Origin of the sequence: Paenibacillus thalictri, from assembly GCF_004307995.1 — a bacterium.
GTDB lineage: Bacteria > Bacillota > Bacilli > Paenibacillales > NBRC-103111 > Paenibacillus_AF > Paenibacillus_AF thalictri.
This window is the reverse complement of the sequence record NZ_SIRE01000025.1, coordinates 44,900-62,365: the sequence shown is the minus strand read 5'-3', so window position 1 is coordinate 62,365 and position 17,466 is coordinate 44,900. Positions and strand designations below refer to the sequence as shown.

Sequence of the window (17,466 nt, the reverse complement as noted above, 5' to 3'; positions counted from 1 at the left end):
TGTTAAACTAATAGATATACTACGTTTAGAGAACGGAGCAGAAGCTATGAAGCCTTTGCATCAATATAAAGCGATTTTTTTCGACGTGGGAGATACGTTGATGACGATTCCGGCGGCAAGGGCCGTCATTCATCAATATTTGGCCGACCGGTCGCTGCACAGAGACGAATCCCACATCGGAGATTTGTTTACCGAAGCATTCCGCGAACTGTACTACGGCAAGGAAGTTGGCGCGTTCGAGGAATGCACGCCGGAAACGGACCGGGCCTTTTGGGTCATGCTGTATCATTATATACTGGAGAAACTCGGAGTCCGCGACGAATGGTCGGAAGACGAAGTTCACCGCTGCTGCCACGAGTTGTACGAGATGTTTACTTCCCCCGAGCATTACGAGTTGTTTGACGATGTGAAAGAATGCATGCCGTTATTTCGGGAAAAAGGGCTGAAGCTTGGCATCATCTCCAATTTTGCGCCAACGCTGCGCACGATACTGGAGTACAAGGGGATTTTGCACCATTTCAATCCGGTCATCGTTTCTACGGAGGTCGGTTTGGAAAAGCCGGACCCCGCGATATTTACACTTGCCCTTCAGACGGCGGGACTTGATGCTTCCGAAGTGTTGTATGTCGGCGATCATGAGCGCAACGACATTTGGGCGCCGGGCCAGATCGGCATGGATGCCGTTCAAATCAGAAGGTACGACGATTTTCCCGGGGAGGGCATCCGCTCGCTCCGTGAGCTGCTTTAGGGGCGTGTCCCCGCGCACTTATTTTAGATTTCGTATAAGGAGCAAGCTTATGTTATGAAAAAATCGATGAATATGGAAGATCCGCAAAAGCAGGAAGTGAACAAACGCAGACATTTTACACTCCGCATTAATTTATTCTTTTTTTGCATATTCGCTTTGTTTTCCGTGTTAATCGTCCGTTTGGCGATACTGCAGTTTGTTGAAAGCAAGGAGCTGCGCGCCAAGGAAGGCGAAACAGGCAAAATGGACACACCGATCGCGCCGATCCGCGGCAATATTTTCGACCGCAAAGGGTACCCGATCGCCAATACAAGATCCACGCAGTCTCTTTATTTCCGCATTGAGTCGGACCAGAAGAAAGACGAAGTCGTCGCGCTGGCCAACAAACTTGCGGACATCTTCAGCAAATACGGCAGTAACACGCAGAAGCCGCTGACCCCTCAGGATATTATTAAAGATATGGACGTCGGTTACGATCTGGATAAAAATCCAAGTGGCACGCCAAGTTATTATTATGTGCCGCGGCGCATCAAATCGGGGCTGACCCGCGATGAAATCGCCTACTTGCTGGAGCACCGCGACGAGCTGAAATGGCTTGAAATTATGGAGGAAAGCATCCGCAACTACGACGACAGCACGATCGCCGCTCAATTGGTCGGTTATATGAGGCCTTACTCCACGGCAAGGGAATCGAAGAGCGGGCTTGCTTTCTACAAGGATAAAAACAATACCCAGGAATATTTGGACACCGAATATGTCGGCTTTGACGGGATTGAATTGATGTATCAAAGCGAGCTGCGCGGCAAAAACGGGATCAAGCGGTACCCGATCAACGCCTCGCAAAAAATCATCGGCAAAGTGGAAATCACAAAACCGGAAAAAGGCAATAACCTGATGCTGACGATCGACAAAGACGTGCAGCTGGAGACCGAAAAAGCGATTATGGACCAGCTTGCATGGCTGAAGTCACCGCAAGCCCGGGCTTCCCAGTTCGGCTATGCGCCTAACGCAAAAGCCGGATATGCTGTGGCGATGGAAGTGAAAACAGGCAAAGTCGTGGCGATGGCCAGCATGCCGGACTACGATCCCAACTCATGGAACGGCGGTATTCCGGCGGCGGAGTACAACCGGATTCAACCGTTTATCAACAACGGCACGATCACGACGGCGTATCCGGAATATCCGGCGAGTGAACTAAGCAAACATCCGACCTCCATCGTATACGTCGGATCTACTATCAAACCGCTCACGGTGCTTGTCGGGCTGAATGAGGGCTTGTTTAATATCAACACGCGTTATAACGATACAGGGGTATTCACCTTCGGTAAAGATAACAACGCCAGATTGACCAATTCCGATGTCCATGCTTACGGTTCAATCAACGCTCAATTGGCCGTTCAATACTCATCCAACACGTTTATGTCGGCGATGGTGGGCAACCCGCTTTATTTACGAAGCGGCGCCAAGGCGGTCGATATTTGGGAGGGATACTTGAACAAGTTCGGGCTTGGCGTGCTGACCGGAAGCGGACTGCCGAAGGAATTCGCCGGAATCAGCGAATTTAAGACCAATACGAAAGAAACGCTGCAGTCCCGGATGATCTACGCTTCATGGGGACAAAACGAAAAATATACGACGCTGCAGCTTGCCCAATACGCAGCTACGCTTGCCAATAAAGGCAAACGGATGAAGCCGTTGTTTGTCGATCAGATCAAGACGTACGACGGAACCCCGATCAGATCCATCGAGCCGGAAGTGCTTGATGAAACGACGTTCCCTAAGGAATATTGGGATGCGGTTACCAAAGGGATGAAGGAAGTATTTGTCCAAGGATTTGATGGTTTTCCTTACACGCTGGCCCGCAAGACGGGAACCTCTACGCAGTCGGTCGGCGGGAAAAATGTCGATAATGCGGTGTTTATCGCATTTGCTCCGGCGGAGAACCCAACGCTTGCCGTATCCGTCGTTATTCCCGAAGGCGGCTTCGGATCATGGGGCGCCGCGCCGATCGCGCGCAAAATGTTCGATGCTTACGACCGGGTATACGGGCTTGACGGCGTTCCGAAGGGCGGCACTTCGGAAAAACCGGCCCCATAACGATCTACCATAAAAAAGCTCCGCGGCGGCGGAGCTTTTTGTGCGCGCAAAGACGGCCATACATTTTGACCCAAGGTTCGCATGGCTATTTTTTAAGAATGCGAATTTTGTTCATAAAATAAAATTTTATTGAAACCATTGGTCGGAAATTCCAAAATTTTAGAGTATAATATGAAGAGATTGCAAAAGACAGCGTTTCCAGTGCCTATTTGCATGCCTATTAAATTTGACAAAAAACGCCATGAGTCGCTAGAATTTGATTCATAGTTTACGTTTGATAGATTGGAGCCGGATATAATGGATGAGACATGGTCAAAACTCGCAAAATTTCTGATTGTTGACGACCAGGAATACAACATTAGCCTGCTGGAACGAATTTTACGCCGTGCAGGGTACTCCAACCTGCACAGTACCACCAACCCGCAGCTGATTGAACCGCTTTTTCATCAGATTGAACCCGATATCGTGCTTCTCGATTTGCATATGCCCGAAATGGACGGTTTCGAAGCGCTGCGATTGATTCGTAATTATTCAAGCAGCTATTTGCCGGTGCTGGTTTTAACGGCCGATGTGACGCCGGAGGCGAAGCAAAAAGCGCTGCACGATGGAGCCAACGACTTTTTGACGAAGCCGTTTGACAAAACGGAAGTGATTTTACGGATCAACAACTTGCTCAAAACCCGTTATCTGCACCTGGAGCTGCAGAGCCAGAACGAGCATCTGGAGATGAGGGTTCAGGAACGGACAGCGGATTTGGAAAAAGCCAAATTTGAAATATTGCAGCTGCTTGCGCGCGCGTCGGAGTTCCGCGACGACATGACCGGCCAGCATACGCACCGGGTGGGACGGATGGCGGGGTTGATCGCGGAAACGCTGGGACTTCCGGAAACGGAGGTCGAGTCGATTCAATTGGCCGCGCCGCTGCATGACTTGGGCAAAATCGGCATTCCCGATAAAATTTTGCTCAAACCCGGAAGATTTACCCCGGAAGAATTCGACTTTATGAAGACCCATACGTCGATCGGAGCCAGCATATTGGAGGGCAGCTTTTTTCCCGTCTTGAAAGTAGCCGAAGAAATCGCGATGTCGCATCATGAGAAATGGGACGGCACCGGGTATCCGCACGGACTTAAGGGCGAAGATATTCCGCTTGTTGCGCGTATCGTCGCGATTGCCGATTTTTACGACGCGCTGACGCATGAGCGTCCATACAAAGAGGCGTGGTCTCCGGAGGAAGCTTTCGCCGAAATCGAAAAGCTGCGGGGTACGCATTTTGACCCGCAAGTCGTGGATGCGTTTTTCCGCATTATGGGATTAGAACGGGTCTCCGAATATACATAGAGGTGGGTATTGGATGAAGGGAATTGTTTTTACAACATTTATTGAAATGGTAGAAAGCAAGTTTTCCTTGGAGATTGCCGATAAAATTATCGTCGAGGCCGATCTTCCCTCCGGAGGCAGTTACACCTCGGTGGGGACATACGATCACGGAGAAATCATCCAGCTTGTCATCAAGCTTCATGAGCAGACAGGCATACCGGTGACCGATTTGGTGCGCACGTTTGGTGAATACATGTTTGGGCAGCTTGTTGAAATGTATCCGCAGTTCGTGGAAATGAACGCCACCGCATTCGATTTATTGCGGAATGTCGACAGCTATATTCACGTAGAAGTACGCAAGCTGTATCCCGATGCGGAACTGCCCGGATTTGAATATGAGACGCCCGAACCCGGCACTCTGAAAATGGTCTATCGTTCGTCGCGTCCATTCGCCGACTTGGCCGAAGGGCTGATTAGCGGCTGCATCGGCCACTATGGCGAGAACATCGCGGTGATCCGTGAGGATATTTCGGATGGCGCCGGCACGGGGGCTTGCTTTACTTTGAAGAAACGGGAGTAAGCGGATGAGCGAAATCGAAATTCTTCGCAGACAACTGGAACGCGAAAGAGCGGCCCGTAAAGAAGCGGAAAAAATAACGGAGCAGAAAACGCGTGAAATTTTTTTCATCAACCAAGAACTGCGGCAGCTGAACGATCACTTGGAGGAAAAGGTGAGGGAACGCACTGCAGAGCTGGCGAAAGCCCGCGATGAGGCTGTGGAGGCGAGCTTGTTCAAAAGCCAGTTTCTCGCCAACATGAGCCATGAGCTGCGGACGCCGCTTAATGCGATTATCGGCTATAGCGAAATGCTGAAAGAAGAAGCCGAGGATATGGGCGAGCAGGTATTCGTCGACGATTTGCAAAAAATCAATACGGCCGGCAAACACCTGCTTTCGCTGATTAACGACATCTTGGACATTTCCAAAATTGAAGCAGGCAAAATGGACTTGTATTTCGAAACCTGCGATGTACCGGGGCTGATTCAAGATGTGATAACAACCGTGAAGCCGCTCACGGACGCCAACCGCAACCGTCTTGAGACCCGCTGTGCGGAAGGCGAGATCGAAACGGATGTGACGAAGCTGCGCCAGATTTTAATTAATCTGCTCAGCAATGCCAGCAAATTTACCCAACAGGGAACAATTGGGCTGAAAGCCGTTCATGAGGAGCGGCACGGGATACCGGGCATCATCTTTCAGGTATGGGATACGGGCATCGGTATGACGCAAGAGCAGGTGGACAAGCTGTTTCAGCCGTTTACGCAAGCCGACTCCTCAACGACCCGCAAATATGGAGGCACAGGCTTGGGGCTGGCGATCAGCCATCATTTCTGTTCGATGCTCGGCGGAGAAATCCGTGTGGAAAGTGAGCTAGGCCAAGGCAGTGAATTTATTTGCTGGCTCCCCGCTCAGCCTATGGCTCGCAGGAAAGAGATCGGGCCTGCAGGAGATCAGACAGGATCTCAAACCGCAGGGAAAGCGACCGTGCTTGTTATTGACGACGAGCCGTCCGCGCTTCAGCTTATGGAACGTTACCTCGGCAAAGAACACTGGTCGCTTGCTTTCGCGCAAAGCGGGCAAGAAGGGCTGAAGATGGCCCGGCAGCTGCGGCCAAGCGTGATTTGTTTGGATATCCTCATGCCCAGCATGGACGGCTGGAGCGTGCTGACCGAGCTGAAAAACGACCCTGAGCTGGCGGAAATTCCGGTTATCATTTTAACGCTGACCAGCGACAAAAATCTCGGATACGCTTTGGGCGCCTCGGAATTTTTGACCAAACCGGTTCACCGCGATCAGCTGATCGCCGTTCTGGACAAATACATGCCCAAGGGCAGCGGGAACACGGTGCTTGTGATCGAAGACGATGTGACGACCAGTGAAATGATGTCGAAAATGTTGGAGCGGGAAGGATATACGGCGGCGCGGGCGGGCAATGGAAGAATCGCCTTGAACAGCTTGACCAAATCGGTGCCCAGGCTGATTTTGCTTGATCTGATGATGCCGGAGATGGACGGATTTCAATTCGTTGCCGAGCTGCGTAAGAACGAAGCTTGGCGCCATATTCCGATTGTTGTGGTGACGGCGAAGACCATTACTGCCGAAGATCGGATGAGGTTGAATGGATATGTGGAAAAGATTATTCAAAAAGGATCGTTTGACCGCGAAACGCTGCTGAATGAGGTGCGCACGCACATTAGTCGCCCGTTCGGTTTAACTTAAGCGGCCCGATGAAGCTGGTAAAGGAGCCTTCTGATATGCACAAAATATTGCTGGTCGAAGACAATGAGATGAATCGCGATATGCTGTCGCGCCGCCTTATACGCAAAGGGTTCGAGGTAGTGATCGCCGTAGACGGGGAGCAGGGCTTCCAGCTTGCAATGGCCGAGCGGCCCGACCTGATCTTGATGGATCTGAGCTTGCCGGTGCTGGACGGCTGGGAAGCGACGCGGAGACTGAAAGCGTCTGTGGAGACGAAGGAAATCCCGGTAATTGCGCTGACGGCGCATGCGATGGCAAGCGATGAGGAGAAAGCGTTTGAGGCGGGCTGTGATGGCTTTGACACAAAGCCGGTGGATTTGGAGCGCTTGTTGGGTAAAATCCATACATTCCTGAAGGTTTAATATGATATCATAACGGGGCGAGTTCTCATTGAGGGGATTGCCCCTTCTTTTTGTTTAGGCAATGCGAAAGTGGGAAATATAAAACAGCACGGGAGGAAGCAAATATGTCCAAAATTGCTAAAAACTTAACGGAATTAATCGGAAATACTCCTTTATTGGAGCTATCGAATTACAAACGCCAACACCGGATACATGCGAGGATCGTCGCCAAGCTGGAATATTTTAACCCGGCCGGCAGCGTCAAAGACCGTATCGGCTTTGCTATGATTCAGGATGCGGAGAGAAAGGGACTGCTGACGAAAGATGCTACGATTATTGAGCCGACCAGCGGCAACACGGGGGTAGGTCTTGCTTTTGCCGCAGCCGCATTGGGGTACAAGCTGATGATTACCTTGCCGGACAGCTTCAGCATCGAGCGGAGGAAGATGTTGACAGCGCTTGGAGCCGAACTTGTGCTCACCCCGGCGGCTGAAGGAATGGCCGGAGCGATTAAAAAAGCCGAAGAGCTGGCGGCTGAAATACCAAATGCGTATATCCCGCAGCAATTTAACAATCCTGCCAATCCGGAGGCCCATCGGCACACAACGGCGGAAGAAATATGGCGGGACACGGACGGCGAAGTCGATATTTTTGTTTGCGGTGTCGGCAGCGGCGGCACAATTACGGGTGTGGGGGAAGTGCTGAAGGCCAAGAAACCGTCCGTGCAGATCGTGGCCGTGGAACCGTACGAATCGGCCGTCTTATCCGGCAAACCACGCGGGAATCATATGATTCAAGGCATTGGGGCCGGTTTTGTGCCGGGCAATTTCAATCGTGCCGTCGTGGATGAGATCATCACGGTGAAATCGGAAGCGGCCATCGAAACCGCCCGCGAGCTGGCGCGAATCGAAGGGCTGCTGGTCGGCATTTCTTCGGGTGCCGCTGTGGAGGCGGCCGCACAATTGGCGAGCCGGCCGGATAACGAAGGGAAAACCATTGTTGTCATTTTGCCGGATACGGGGGAGCGGTATTTATCGACGGCTCTTTTCCAAGATTAAACCCAGCGATTTACTAAAGTTTCGATTGACAAATGCAGGAAGAAAATATTATCATTTAAAGTAAGTTACATAATAAATTTCAGTTAATAACGGAGGCGTAGTTCATGTCTAAGACCAAATGGGCCGTTGATGCATCACACAGCAGTATCGATTTTTCGATCCGTCATATGATGATTGCTAAGGTTAAAGGATCTTTTCATGAGTTTGAAGCGCAAATTGAAGCCGATCCCGAAGATCTGACTTCCGCCGACATTCGTTTTAGCGTCACCGTTAGCAGCATCGATACTCGCAACTCGGACCGTGACAATCATCTGCGTACAGGCGACTTCTTTAACGCGGAGCAGTACCCGAATATGACATTCCAATCGACACGGATTGTAAAGACAGACGATGGGGAATACAATGTTACCGGCGACTTTACGCTTCATGGCGTAACCCGTCCGGAGACGTTCACCGTAACGTTTGAAGGAGCGGGCAAAGACCCATGGGGCAACGAGAAGGTCGGCTTCAGCGCGACGGGCAGCATCAAACGCAGCGACTTTGGATTGACCTACAACGCCGCGCTTGAAACCGGCGGTGTGCTGATCGGGGACGAAGTGAAAGTGTCTTTGGAAATCGAAGCCTCCAAGCAAGCCTAACAGCAGCCATACCGGCTATACGATTCCAAGTCAAAAAGGCGCCAATTCGGCGCCTTTTTGACGTTATAGATTTATAAGTTCGCTTAAGCGGACTGCGAAGTTCTATATCAAGAATAAACTTCTGCTAAACCGCGGCCACTGTGACACAAAAGCAATTTGGCCACACGCCGATTTTTTTTCAACTCGCCCGTTTGGAGCTGTTAACGACAGCGGTTATTCGAGGCCTGCCGCGGCATACACTTTCTGGAAAGCAAGCTGGGATTTGGCGAACAGCTCTTCTGCAGGAGCAGTCACCGGCTGCGGCATTAATATTTCTTGGGAGATGACCCCCTTGTAGCCGATCGCTTGCAGCCCCTGAAGAAAGTCAGTCAGCGGGATCACGCCTTCGCCCGGATAAAGGCGGTCATTATCGAGAACTTCGCTTATCGGGACCGCTTTCGCATCGTTAATGTGGGCATGTACGATCTGCGAGGCGTTAAGCTTCAATATATCTTCTTTGGTCCCGCTTATCGTATACCAATGATAAGCGTCAAACAGCAGGCCTACGTTACCTTTATTGATGGTGTCGATCCAGTCCAGCGTACTGGACATGTCCCAGATGAACGGGTTCGCCCATTTGCTGCGGAGATGATGGGGACCGACGAATTCGAGCCCAAGGCGAATGCCGTAAGCTTCCAAAATATCGGCGCAAACCCGCAGCCTGCGAGTAGCCAGCGCCATAAAATGAGCGGCATTCGAGTCGGTGGAGGGTAATATGTAGGTGGTGCAGCTTTGGCAGCCAAGGGCCGCAGCGGCGGCCGCATCTTGAGTAAGACGGGTCAGCCCTTCGCGAAATTTGTCCTCGCTTTGACGCCACTCCGCAGATAAGCCGATAGTCCCGATGCGGACCTGGTGTTCCTGCAAGTAGCTGCTTGCATGCTCCAAACCTTCCTGTGCAATCCAATCTTCCAGCTCTTTACCGGAGCAGTCGACGGCTCCGAATCCATAACGGGAAGCGCTTGCTATGTATTGCTCAATCGTTCCGACATTTCCAAGACCGGCTTTTGTTACCCCTTTAATCATCGCGGTTCCTCCTATTTCCACTAGTTTGACCTCAATATAGCCCAATAGCCGTGCTTTGTCTATGCGATATTAGGAGGTGAATGGTGCAAAATTGCGACACCTTCTGGAAAAGAAAATCCCTGCCCGGTTACCGTTTGTACCGCAATTATGCTATACTAGGATATTAGAATCTGGGGTAGCTGCAACTTGGAAAGGGGCAACATCATGTGCGGAATAACCGGCGCATTGTTTTTTGAAGATCGAGAACCGTCCCATACACTGCTGAAACGTATGACCGACGTGATTATCCACCGCGGCCCCAACGATGTGGGGTATTGGACGGAAAACCGCATCGGGCTGGGGTTTAGAAGGCTGTCCATCATCGATTTGAAGGAAGGCCATCAGCCGATGTGCAACGAAGATGAATCCGTCTGGATTGTATTTAACGGCGAAATATACAACTACAAGTATTTGCGCAACATGCTGGTGGAAAAAGGCCATCAGTTCAAAACACACTGCGACACGGAAGTAATCGTGCATTTATACGAAGAATTGGGCGAAGATTGCGTCAAGCATCTGCGCGGCATGTTTGGTTTCGTCATATGGGATCGCAAGCGGAAGCAGCTGTTTGGCGCACGCGACCATTTCGGGATCAAACCGTTTTATTATCATCACGATCCGAAGCAGTTCCTGTTTGGCTCGGAGATTAAGAGCATTCTCGCGGCTAACGACAATCAGCGGACGATACATACCGAAAGTCTGCTTAATTATTTGACGTTTCAATATGTGCCGGAGCCGGATACAATGTTTAAAGGCATCAGCAAGCTGCCGCCGGCGCATTATGTGAAAGTGACTTATGACGGGCATATGTCCGTACACCGCTATTGGGATCCGACGTTCGAGCCGGAGCAGAGGCCTTTTGACGAGTATGTGGAGCGTATCCGCGAGGCGCTGAACGATTCGGTCATTCACCATATGCAAAGCGACGTGGAGCGGGGCTGCTTTTTATCCAGCGGCATCGACTCGACGGCCATCGCCACGCATATGCGGAGAATTGAACCGATTCGCACGTTTTCAGTCGGTTTTGAAGGGCCAAACAACGAAACGGGTATCGCCAAGCAGACGGCCGATGCGCTGGATACGGAGCATTATGCCAAAATCATCTCGCGCGACGATTTTTTTGCCGCTTTGCCGAAGGCCATCTGGCACCAGGATGAGCCGGTCGCCGATCCGTCCGCGATCGCGTTGTGGCATGTCGCCGAACTGGCTCGCAAGCATGTGACGGTGGTGTTGTCGGGCGAAGGCGCCGATGAGCTGTTCGGCGGATACCGGATATACCGGGAGCCGCTTGCCGTGGCTCCGCTCACGCGGCTGCCCGTTGCGCTGCAGCGTGTGCTGCATGCGTTGGCAAGGCTGCTGCCGGCGGGTACCAAAGGGCGCAGCTACGTGATGCGCGGCACAACACCGCTGGAAGAGCGGTTCCTCGGCAACGCCAAAATATTCAGCGAAGAGATGAAAGCCGAGCTGGTCCGCATCGATGCGGAGATGCTTCGCTCTTACCGCAACCCGCTGCAGGTGGCCAAAGGATTTTACGAGAAAACACGTCATCTTGATCCGGTCACAAGAATGCAATACATCGATATGAATTTGTGGCTGCCCGGCGATATTCTGATGAAGGCGGACAAAATGACGATGGCTCATTCGCTTGAGCTGCGCGTGCCGTTCCTTGACGTCGATGTATTTGAAGTGGCCCGTAAAATTCCAATGCAATACCGTGTGGCGGAAGGCACAACCAAATACATTTTCCGCAAAGCGATGGAAGGGATCATTCCCGACTTTATATTAAACCGGCCGAAGCTGGGCTTCCCGGTACCGATTCGCGAGTGGATGAAAGGCCCGCAAGGCGAGCTGATTGTGGAGCAAATTGCCGGAAGCGGCATCGAGGACTATATTAATATGGACACTGTGCGTACGATGCTTGCGCGGCACCGCAGCGGCAAAGCCGATCATTCGCGTCATTTGTGGACCGTGTATGTGTTTGCGCTGTGGCATATGACCTACATGGAAGAACTGCCTAAAAACAATATGGTAGGCGCTATCTAACGACATCAAGGTATGTACATCGGCGGAAGGACCGCTTGTTTGTGCATACCTTTTGCCTTCAAACGGAACAAGAGGGAGCGCTTGCGAAGCCAGCTTTCTGAATGGAAAGCACCAGGAGGGACTTATGGGACATTATAAACTGATTGCTTTGGATATGGATGGTACGCTGCTGAACGAAGACAAGGCGATTTCCGAAGGAAACCGCAAGGCGATACAGGCCGCCAAAGCAGCCGGAGTCACCGTTGTGTTATCGACGGGCCGGAATCTGCACAACATTATGGCATATATTGATGAATTGGCCTTGTCATCCCCGGTGGTTACGGTGAATGGCGGCGAAGTGTGGGAAACGCCGGAAAAGCTGCAGAAACGAACGACGCTGGATCACAGGCTTGTCGAACGGATGAGGGAGATTGCTTTGCGTCAGGACTCATGGTTCTGGGCTTATTCCGTTGAAGGCGTGTTTAATAAAAACAATTGGATCGAGAAGCCGATTTCCGAGCTGGAGTGGTTAAAATTCGGCTATCACATCGAAAATCCCGAAGCGCTCGCTTCGATTCGCGCCGAACTGGAAAGCTGGGACGTTCTTGAGATTACGAATTCCCATCCGTTTAACTTGGAGCTTAATCCGAAAGGCGTCAGTAAGGCCAGCGGACTGCAGGACGTATGCGAATTGCTTGGCATCGAGATGTCCCAGGTAGTTGCAGTGGGAGACAGCTTAAACGATATGTCGATGATCCGGCAAGCGGGACTTGGCGTGGCGATGGGCAACGCCCAAGAAGAAGTCAAGCGGGAAGCGGGTTTTATCACTTCAAGCAATGAAGAGGATGGAGTCGCGCGGGTCATTTGGGAGCATCTAGTAAGCCCGGAAGGCGCCTAGAGTGTTGGTTGCGGCCTTCTCGCTGCTGGATCTTAAAGGTTTGAACTTTGCACGATAAGGGTGGGTGTAGATCAGGTGACCATAACCATCATTGCATGGGTTCTCGTCATTGCATTGTTTGTTGTCGGGATGCTCGGAGCCGTATATCCCGTATTGCCCGGGGTGCTTGCGATTTTCGGAGCATTTTTCGTGTACGGGCTGATGATCAGCTTTGAACCGTTTGGCTTATGGTTTTGGCTTATTCAGTCGACGATCGTAGCCGCCGTCATTATCGGGGATTATGTGATCAGTGCGCTTGGGGTCAAAAAGTTCGGCGGAAGCAGGGCGTCTGCGATTGGCAGCACGATCGGGGTTATCGTTGGGCCTTTTGTCATTCCGGCGGTGGGACTGATTGTCGGACCGTTTCTCGGAGCGATGATCGGGGAATTAATCATCGGCGCTAACTTCCGCCAATCGGTTAATTCGGGTCTGGGCGCATTGCTTGGCTTTTTCTCCAGCGTCGTCGTCAAGGTGGTCCTTCAGATCATCATGGTCATTTTGTTCTTCATCTGGGTCTGGGTGAACTAGAGGGGGGAAACCGATGAGCTTTTTTGGGCAACGTATCTTGCCTGCCGTTCGCAAAATGAAAGATTTCGAGCTGCTGCTCGCCAGTCCCTATACTTATTTGGTGCTGCTCGATACGCATATTTCCCATCTGCAAAGCATAGCCAGCACGGCTAGGCAACATCAGAAGAAACTGCTGATTCATGCCGACCTGATTGAGGGGCTGAAGAACGACGAACATGCCGTAGAATTTTTATGCCAAACGATTCGGCCGGCCGGCATTATTTCCACCCGCAGCAGCGCCATTTCGACGGCCAAAAAAAATAAGGTGCTGGCGATCCAACGGCATTTTTTGCTTGATTCCACCGCGCTTGAAATGACGTATAAGATCACCGAAAAAACGCAGCCCGATTTTATCGAGGTGCTTCCCGGGGTAATGCCGCATATTATCGCGGAGATGAAAGCGGCGCTGCCGATTCCGATATTGGCCGGCGGGCTCATTCGCTCGATTGAAGATTCGGACAGGGCGCTGCAAGCCGGGGCCATCGCGATAACAACGTCAAAGCGGGATATTTGGAAGCATTACATTTAAGCAGCATAACGCAGCGGCGCGGCCGTTCAATAGGAATGTGCAAAACAAAGGGAGTCTCGGACGCAAGCGGCGTCAAGGACTCCCTTAAGTGTATAAGATAAAACTTGCGGTTGTGTTGATCTCCCCATGCCGGGAGAAACAAAGGATTTATTTCTCCATGGGCACGACGGCATCGTGTATTTGCTTGTCGAGCGCATCGCTTAATACGGCGGTTTGCTCATCATTCCAGCCAAAACGGTCGGCCATGTATTGAATAACCGGCGCTTTCCACTTTTTGGCCCACTCGATATCGAAATAAACCGCGCCGGTGCGGCGAATAAAGAAATCGACAGGTGTCGCCACCATTTCATATTCGATGCCATAAACCAGCATGGCCATAACCGCCGCGGGGATTTGCCATTTTTGCGCTTCTTCGCGGTGCAACGAGTGCAGTTCGAACAGCAGCGCGGCGTTGGAGCCGTAAGCGCGCGCAAGCTGTTTGGCTTCCTGCTCGTTAATTCCCCACTTGGCGCCTGCTTTGGCTTGTTCTTCGATATAACCGCGAAATCGGGCCGAACCGCCGACATCGCCGCCGGACAAGCGGACGCGGTCCGTTGTACAGGCCGGGTACGAGCCACGGCCTTCTTGGCTCAGCTGATTGCCGACAAGATCGACGATCCGTTCGGCCATTTTGCGGTAACCGGTCAGCTTGCCGCCAGCGATCGTCATAAGTCCCGACGGTGCGACGAAAATTTCATCTTTGCGCGACAGTTCGGACGGAGATTTGCCGTCTTCATGAATCAGTGGCCGCAGTCCGGACCAGCTGGACTCGACATCGTTTGTGGTCAGCTTGAGCGTCGGGAACATAAAATTGGCGGCGGTGACAATGTAGTCGCGGTCGGCGGCCGTCATGCGCGGATGCGCAATATCGCCTTGATAGTTCGTATCGGTCGTGCCGATGTAGGTTTTGCCGTCGCGTGGAATGGCGAATACCATACGGCCGTCAGGCGTATCGAAATAAATCGCCTGATTGAGCGGGAACCTTTTGCCGTCGATGACGAGATGCACACCTTTGGTCAGGTGCAGCCGTTTGCCTTTCTTGGAGCCGTCCATCTCGCGGATGGTGTCTGCCCAAGGACCGGCCGCGTTGACGATTTTTTTGGCGTAAATTTGGTAGGATTCTCCGCTCAACTGATCGACTGCACGTACGCCGACTACTTTGCCGTTTTCGTACAAGAGCTCTTCAGCCTTGGTATAGTTGACGGATAACGTGCCCCGGGAAACGGCTTCTTTCATCGTCTCAATCGTCAGGCGGGCGTCGTCGGTGCGGTATTCAACATAATAACCGCCGCCTTTCAGTTTGTCTGTGCGGAGCAGCGGCTCCATCCTAAGTGTCGCTTCTTTGCTCAGCATTTTGCGGCGTTCGCCGCGTTTGACTCCGGCGAGCACATCGTACACATACAGACCGACCGAGGTTGCCAGCTTGCCGTAAGTACCGCCTTCGATAATCGGCAGCAGCATCCATTCGGGAGTTGTCACATGGGGAGCATTTTCATAAACAATCGCACGTTCTTTGCCGACCTCGGCAACCAGCTTGATTTCAAGCTGCTTTAAGTAGCGGAGTCCTCCGTGAATCAGCTTGGTGGAACGGCTGGATGTGCCTGCGCCGAAATCCTGCATTTCGAGCAGACCGACGTTCATGCCGCGTGTTTTGGCGTCAAGGGCAATGCCCGCACCGGTAATGCCGCCCCCGATGACGAGCAGATCAAGTTGATTGGAAGACATCTCTTTAAGTAAGGCGCTGCGGTTTTGCGAAGAAAATTTCATATGCAGTAAGACCCCTTTCAGGAAAATAATGGTTTTTGGGCAAAATAAAAAGAAGACACGGAACAATACTGTTCAAAAAACAGAACAGCACGTCACCGGTCTTCTCCAGATCTCTGACCCATGAATGGATGTATTAACTTGTTATGGAATAAATGATTGATTTCATCATAACACGAAAAATGTCGACCGACAAGAGGGCATTGCGCCTCCTTACCGAAAGCACTACAATATGTAAGTGATTAAAATATCGAAATGATCTGCAATATATGGGTTTGCGGAATTGGGGAAGAGGGCTGCAAGTTGTCAAAAGATTCATTAGTCAAAGGAACGCTGATATTAACGATTGCTGCGCTTGTCGCCCGTGCGCTGGGCGTCGTCCAGCGGGTGCCGCTTGTGCATTTGCTGGAGGACAAGGGGATGGCGTGGTACGGCATCGCCTTTAATTTATATTCGGTGCTGCTGGTTGTGGCGACCGCGGGTATTCCAAGTGCGCTCAGCAAGATGATCTCGGAGCGCACGGCGCTTGGGAAACATGCCGAAGCGGAGCGCGTGTACCATGCGGCTGTGTTGTTCTCCCTTGCCGCAGGCGTTGTGATGACCGCCGCATTGTACGCGCTTGCGCCTTGGAGCGCAAATCTGGCGGGTAATCCGGAGGCGCTGCCGGCGATCCGCGCGCTCGCGCCCGCGCTGCTGCTGTTTCCGCTGATTGCGATCATGCGCGGTTATTTTCAGGGCCGGCAAAACATGCTGCCCAACGGGCTGTCGCAAATTATCGAGCAAATTTTCCGCGTTGTGGCGTCGGTGGCCCTTGCGTATGCGCTGCTTGGCTACGGGCTGGAGAGCGCGGCGGCCGGCGCTTCGTTCGGCGGTGTTGTCGGCAGTGTGGCGGCGGTTGTAGTGATGATTTATTTTGCCCGGAAGCTGCGCCGCAAGGACAAGCAGGAGGGCATCGCCCGGGACGGCGGGGAAAGCCGCATAACCTATAGAACGATATACGGCCAGTTGTTCCGTTTATCGATTCCGATCGTTATTTTCTCCATTACCGTGACGCTTATTTATACCATTGATTCGACGATTGTGACACCGCTGCTGGAAGGACGGGCAGGCCACGCCGAAGCGGTTGAAATGCTCGGTATCCTGACCGGCCGGGCGCAGTCGCTCGCCGGGATTCCGATCATTCTTGCGGTTGCGCTCAGCCAATCGGTGGTGCCGATCGTCTCCGGCGCTTACTCGCGCGGAGATCTGGCGCAGGTATCGCAGCAAACGGGCCGCGTGCTGCAGCTTTCCGTGCTGAGCGGACTGCCGATGGTGCTGGTCATCTGCGCCGCCGCCCGGCCGCTGAACGGATTTATTTTCGGAGCGGGCACTCCGGTTGTGATCCAGTATGCCGCCCCGATCATAACGCTGCTGACGGCAAGCGCGATGTTCCAGATCGTGATGCAAACGTCGGGTGCCGTGCTGATGGGCGTAGGGCGGATGAAGCCGCTTGTCGCCAGCGTTGCGGCCGGTATTGCCGTCAAACTGCTGGCCAGCTTTCTGCTTGCCCCGGTCCTTGGCATATACGGAATTATTGTTGCGACAGGACTTTGCTTTATCGTTATGACCATATGGAACCTGTACGTGCTGAAGCAAACGGTGAAATTCCGGGTGCTCGGCTCCCGCTGGTGGGGACTGCTTGGCTCGACAGCCGTGATTGCGCTGCTCGGCTGGGGGATCGAACGGCTTAACGCCGCGTATATCAACCCGTTTGCCAATGCGGTCTTGAACAACCTGCTGCAGTCGGTGATCGCTTGTGCGATCTTGACCGCCGCTTACCCGCTGCTGCTGATGGCGACACGCACCGTCACGATGGAGGATGTACAGCATATGCCGGCCCCGATTCGTAAGCTGGTAGGCAAAATTGCCGGAAGATTGCCGAAGCGCGGCCAAGGCCAGCGGGGTTAACGAGCTTGCCCATCAAATTCTTAAGAGGAAAAGCAACCAT

At 52.3% G+C, this 17,466-nt stretch carries 15 protein-coding genes; 13 read left to right on the top strand and 2 right to left on the bottom strand.

Features of this window, described 5'->3' with window-relative positions; translation table 11 throughout:
• Positions 1-46 precede the first annotated feature (46 nt).
• From EYB31_RS29720 to EYB31_RS29685, 8 genes are all read left to right on the top strand, one after another.
• Entirely contained in the window at positions 47-748 is a 702-nt protein-coding gene (locus tag EYB31_RS29720; protein ID WP_131017125.1) for an HAD-IA family hydrolase, read from the top strand.
• A 54-nt stretch (positions 749-802) separates the two neighbouring features.
• The gene (locus EYB31_RS29715) at positions 803-2,845 is read left to right on the top strand and encodes a peptidoglycan D,D-transpeptidase FtsI family protein (protein ID WP_131017124.1); all 2,043 of its coding nucleotides are present in this window, start codon (positions 803-805) and stop codon (positions 2,843-2,845) included.
• A gap of 297 nt (positions 2,846-3,142) precedes the next feature.
• Positions 3,143-4,186, top strand: coding sequence for an HD domain-containing phosphohydrolase (locus EYB31_RS29710; RefSeq protein WP_131017123.1), 1,044 nt, complete (start codon positions 3,143-3,145; stop codon positions 4,184-4,186).
• Between the two features lie 13 nt (positions 4,187-4,199).
• Positions 4,200-4,745: a heme NO-binding domain-containing protein gene (locus tag EYB31_RS29705; RefSeq protein WP_131017122.1), complete on the top strand. Its 546-nt coding sequence runs from the start codon at positions 4,200-4,202 to the stop codon at positions 4,743-4,745.
• 4 nt (positions 4,746-4,749) lie between these two features.
• Positions 4,750-6,444 (top strand): hybrid sensor histidine kinase/response regulator, encoded by a 1,695-nt coding sequence (locus EYB31_RS29700; RefSeq protein WP_131017121.1) that lies wholly within the window; start codon positions 4,750-4,752, stop codon positions 6,442-6,444.
• A gap of 35 nt (positions 6,445-6,479) precedes the next feature.
• The gene (locus EYB31_RS29695; RefSeq protein WP_131017120.1) at positions 6,480-6,845 is read left to right on the top strand and encodes a response regulator; all 366 of its coding nucleotides are present in this window, start codon (positions 6,480-6,482) and stop codon (positions 6,843-6,845) included.
• A 104-nt stretch (positions 6,846-6,949) separates the two neighbouring features.
• Positions 6,950-7,882: a cysteine synthase A gene (gene cysK, locus EYB31_RS29690; RefSeq protein ID WP_131017119.1), complete on the top strand. Its 933-nt coding sequence runs from the start codon at positions 6,950-6,952 to the stop codon at positions 7,880-7,882.
• Between the two features lie 104 nt (positions 7,883-7,986).
• On the top strand, positions 7,987-8,520 hold the full coding sequence (locus EYB31_RS29685; protein WP_131017118.1) for a YceI family protein: 534 nt from the start codon (positions 7,987-7,989) through the stop codon (positions 8,518-8,520).
• A 213-nt stretch (positions 8,521-8,733) separates the two neighbouring features.
• On the opposite strand, the gene EYB31_RS29680 is transcribed toward EYB31_RS29685, so the two are convergent.
• Positions 8,734-9,582 carry a sugar phosphate isomerase/epimerase family protein gene (locus tag EYB31_RS29680; protein ID WP_131017117.1) on the bottom strand — a complete coding sequence of 283 codons (849 nt, stop codon included), beginning with the start codon at positions 9,580-9,582 and terminating at the stop codon, positions 8,734-8,736.
• 204 nt (positions 9,583-9,786) lie between these two features.
• Between EYB31_RS29680 and asnB the strand changes: the two genes are divergently transcribed.
• The 4 genes from asnB to EYB31_RS29660 all read left to right on the top strand — a co-directional run bounded on the left by asnB (position 9,787) and on the right by EYB31_RS29660 (position 13,676).
• Positions 9,787-11,664: an asparagine synthase (glutamine-hydrolyzing) gene (gene asnB / locus EYB31_RS29675; protein WP_131017116.1), complete on the top strand. Its 1,878-nt coding sequence runs from the start codon at positions 9,787-9,789 to the stop codon at positions 11,662-11,664.
• Between the two features lie 124 nt (positions 11,665-11,788).
• A complete protein-coding gene (locus EYB31_RS29670; protein WP_131017115.1) occupies positions 11,789-12,541 on the top strand; it encodes a Cof-type HAD-IIB family hydrolase in 753 nt (250 codons plus the stop codon).
• A gap of 81 nt (positions 12,542-12,622) precedes the next feature.
• Positions 12,623-13,108, top strand: coding sequence for a DUF456 domain-containing protein (locus EYB31_RS29665; RefSeq protein ID WP_131017194.1), 486 nt, complete (start codon positions 12,623-12,625; stop codon positions 13,106-13,108).
• 13 nt (positions 13,109-13,121) lie between these two features.
• The gene (locus EYB31_RS29660) at positions 13,122-13,676 is read left to right on the top strand and encodes a glycerol-3-phosphate responsive antiterminator (protein WP_131017114.1); all 555 of its coding nucleotides are present in this window, start codon (positions 13,122-13,124) and stop codon (positions 13,674-13,676) included.
• A 147-nt stretch (positions 13,677-13,823) separates the two neighbouring features.
• Here the strand turns inward: EYB31_RS29660 and EYB31_RS29655 are convergent, their stop codons facing one another.
• Complete coding sequence (locus EYB31_RS29655) at positions 13,824-15,482, bottom strand: glycerol-3-phosphate dehydrogenase/oxidase (RefSeq protein ID WP_131017113.1); 1,659 nt, start codon at positions 15,480-15,482, stop codon at positions 13,824-13,826.
• 300 nt (positions 15,483-15,782) lie between these two features.
• On the opposite strand from EYB31_RS29655, the gene EYB31_RS29650 reads away from it, so the two are divergent.
• Complete coding sequence (locus tag EYB31_RS29650) at positions 15,783-17,426, top strand: putative polysaccharide biosynthesis protein (protein WP_240763002.1); 1,644 nt, start codon at positions 15,783-15,785, stop codon at positions 17,424-17,426.
• The last annotated feature ends 40 nt before the right edge of the window (positions 17,427-17,466 follow it).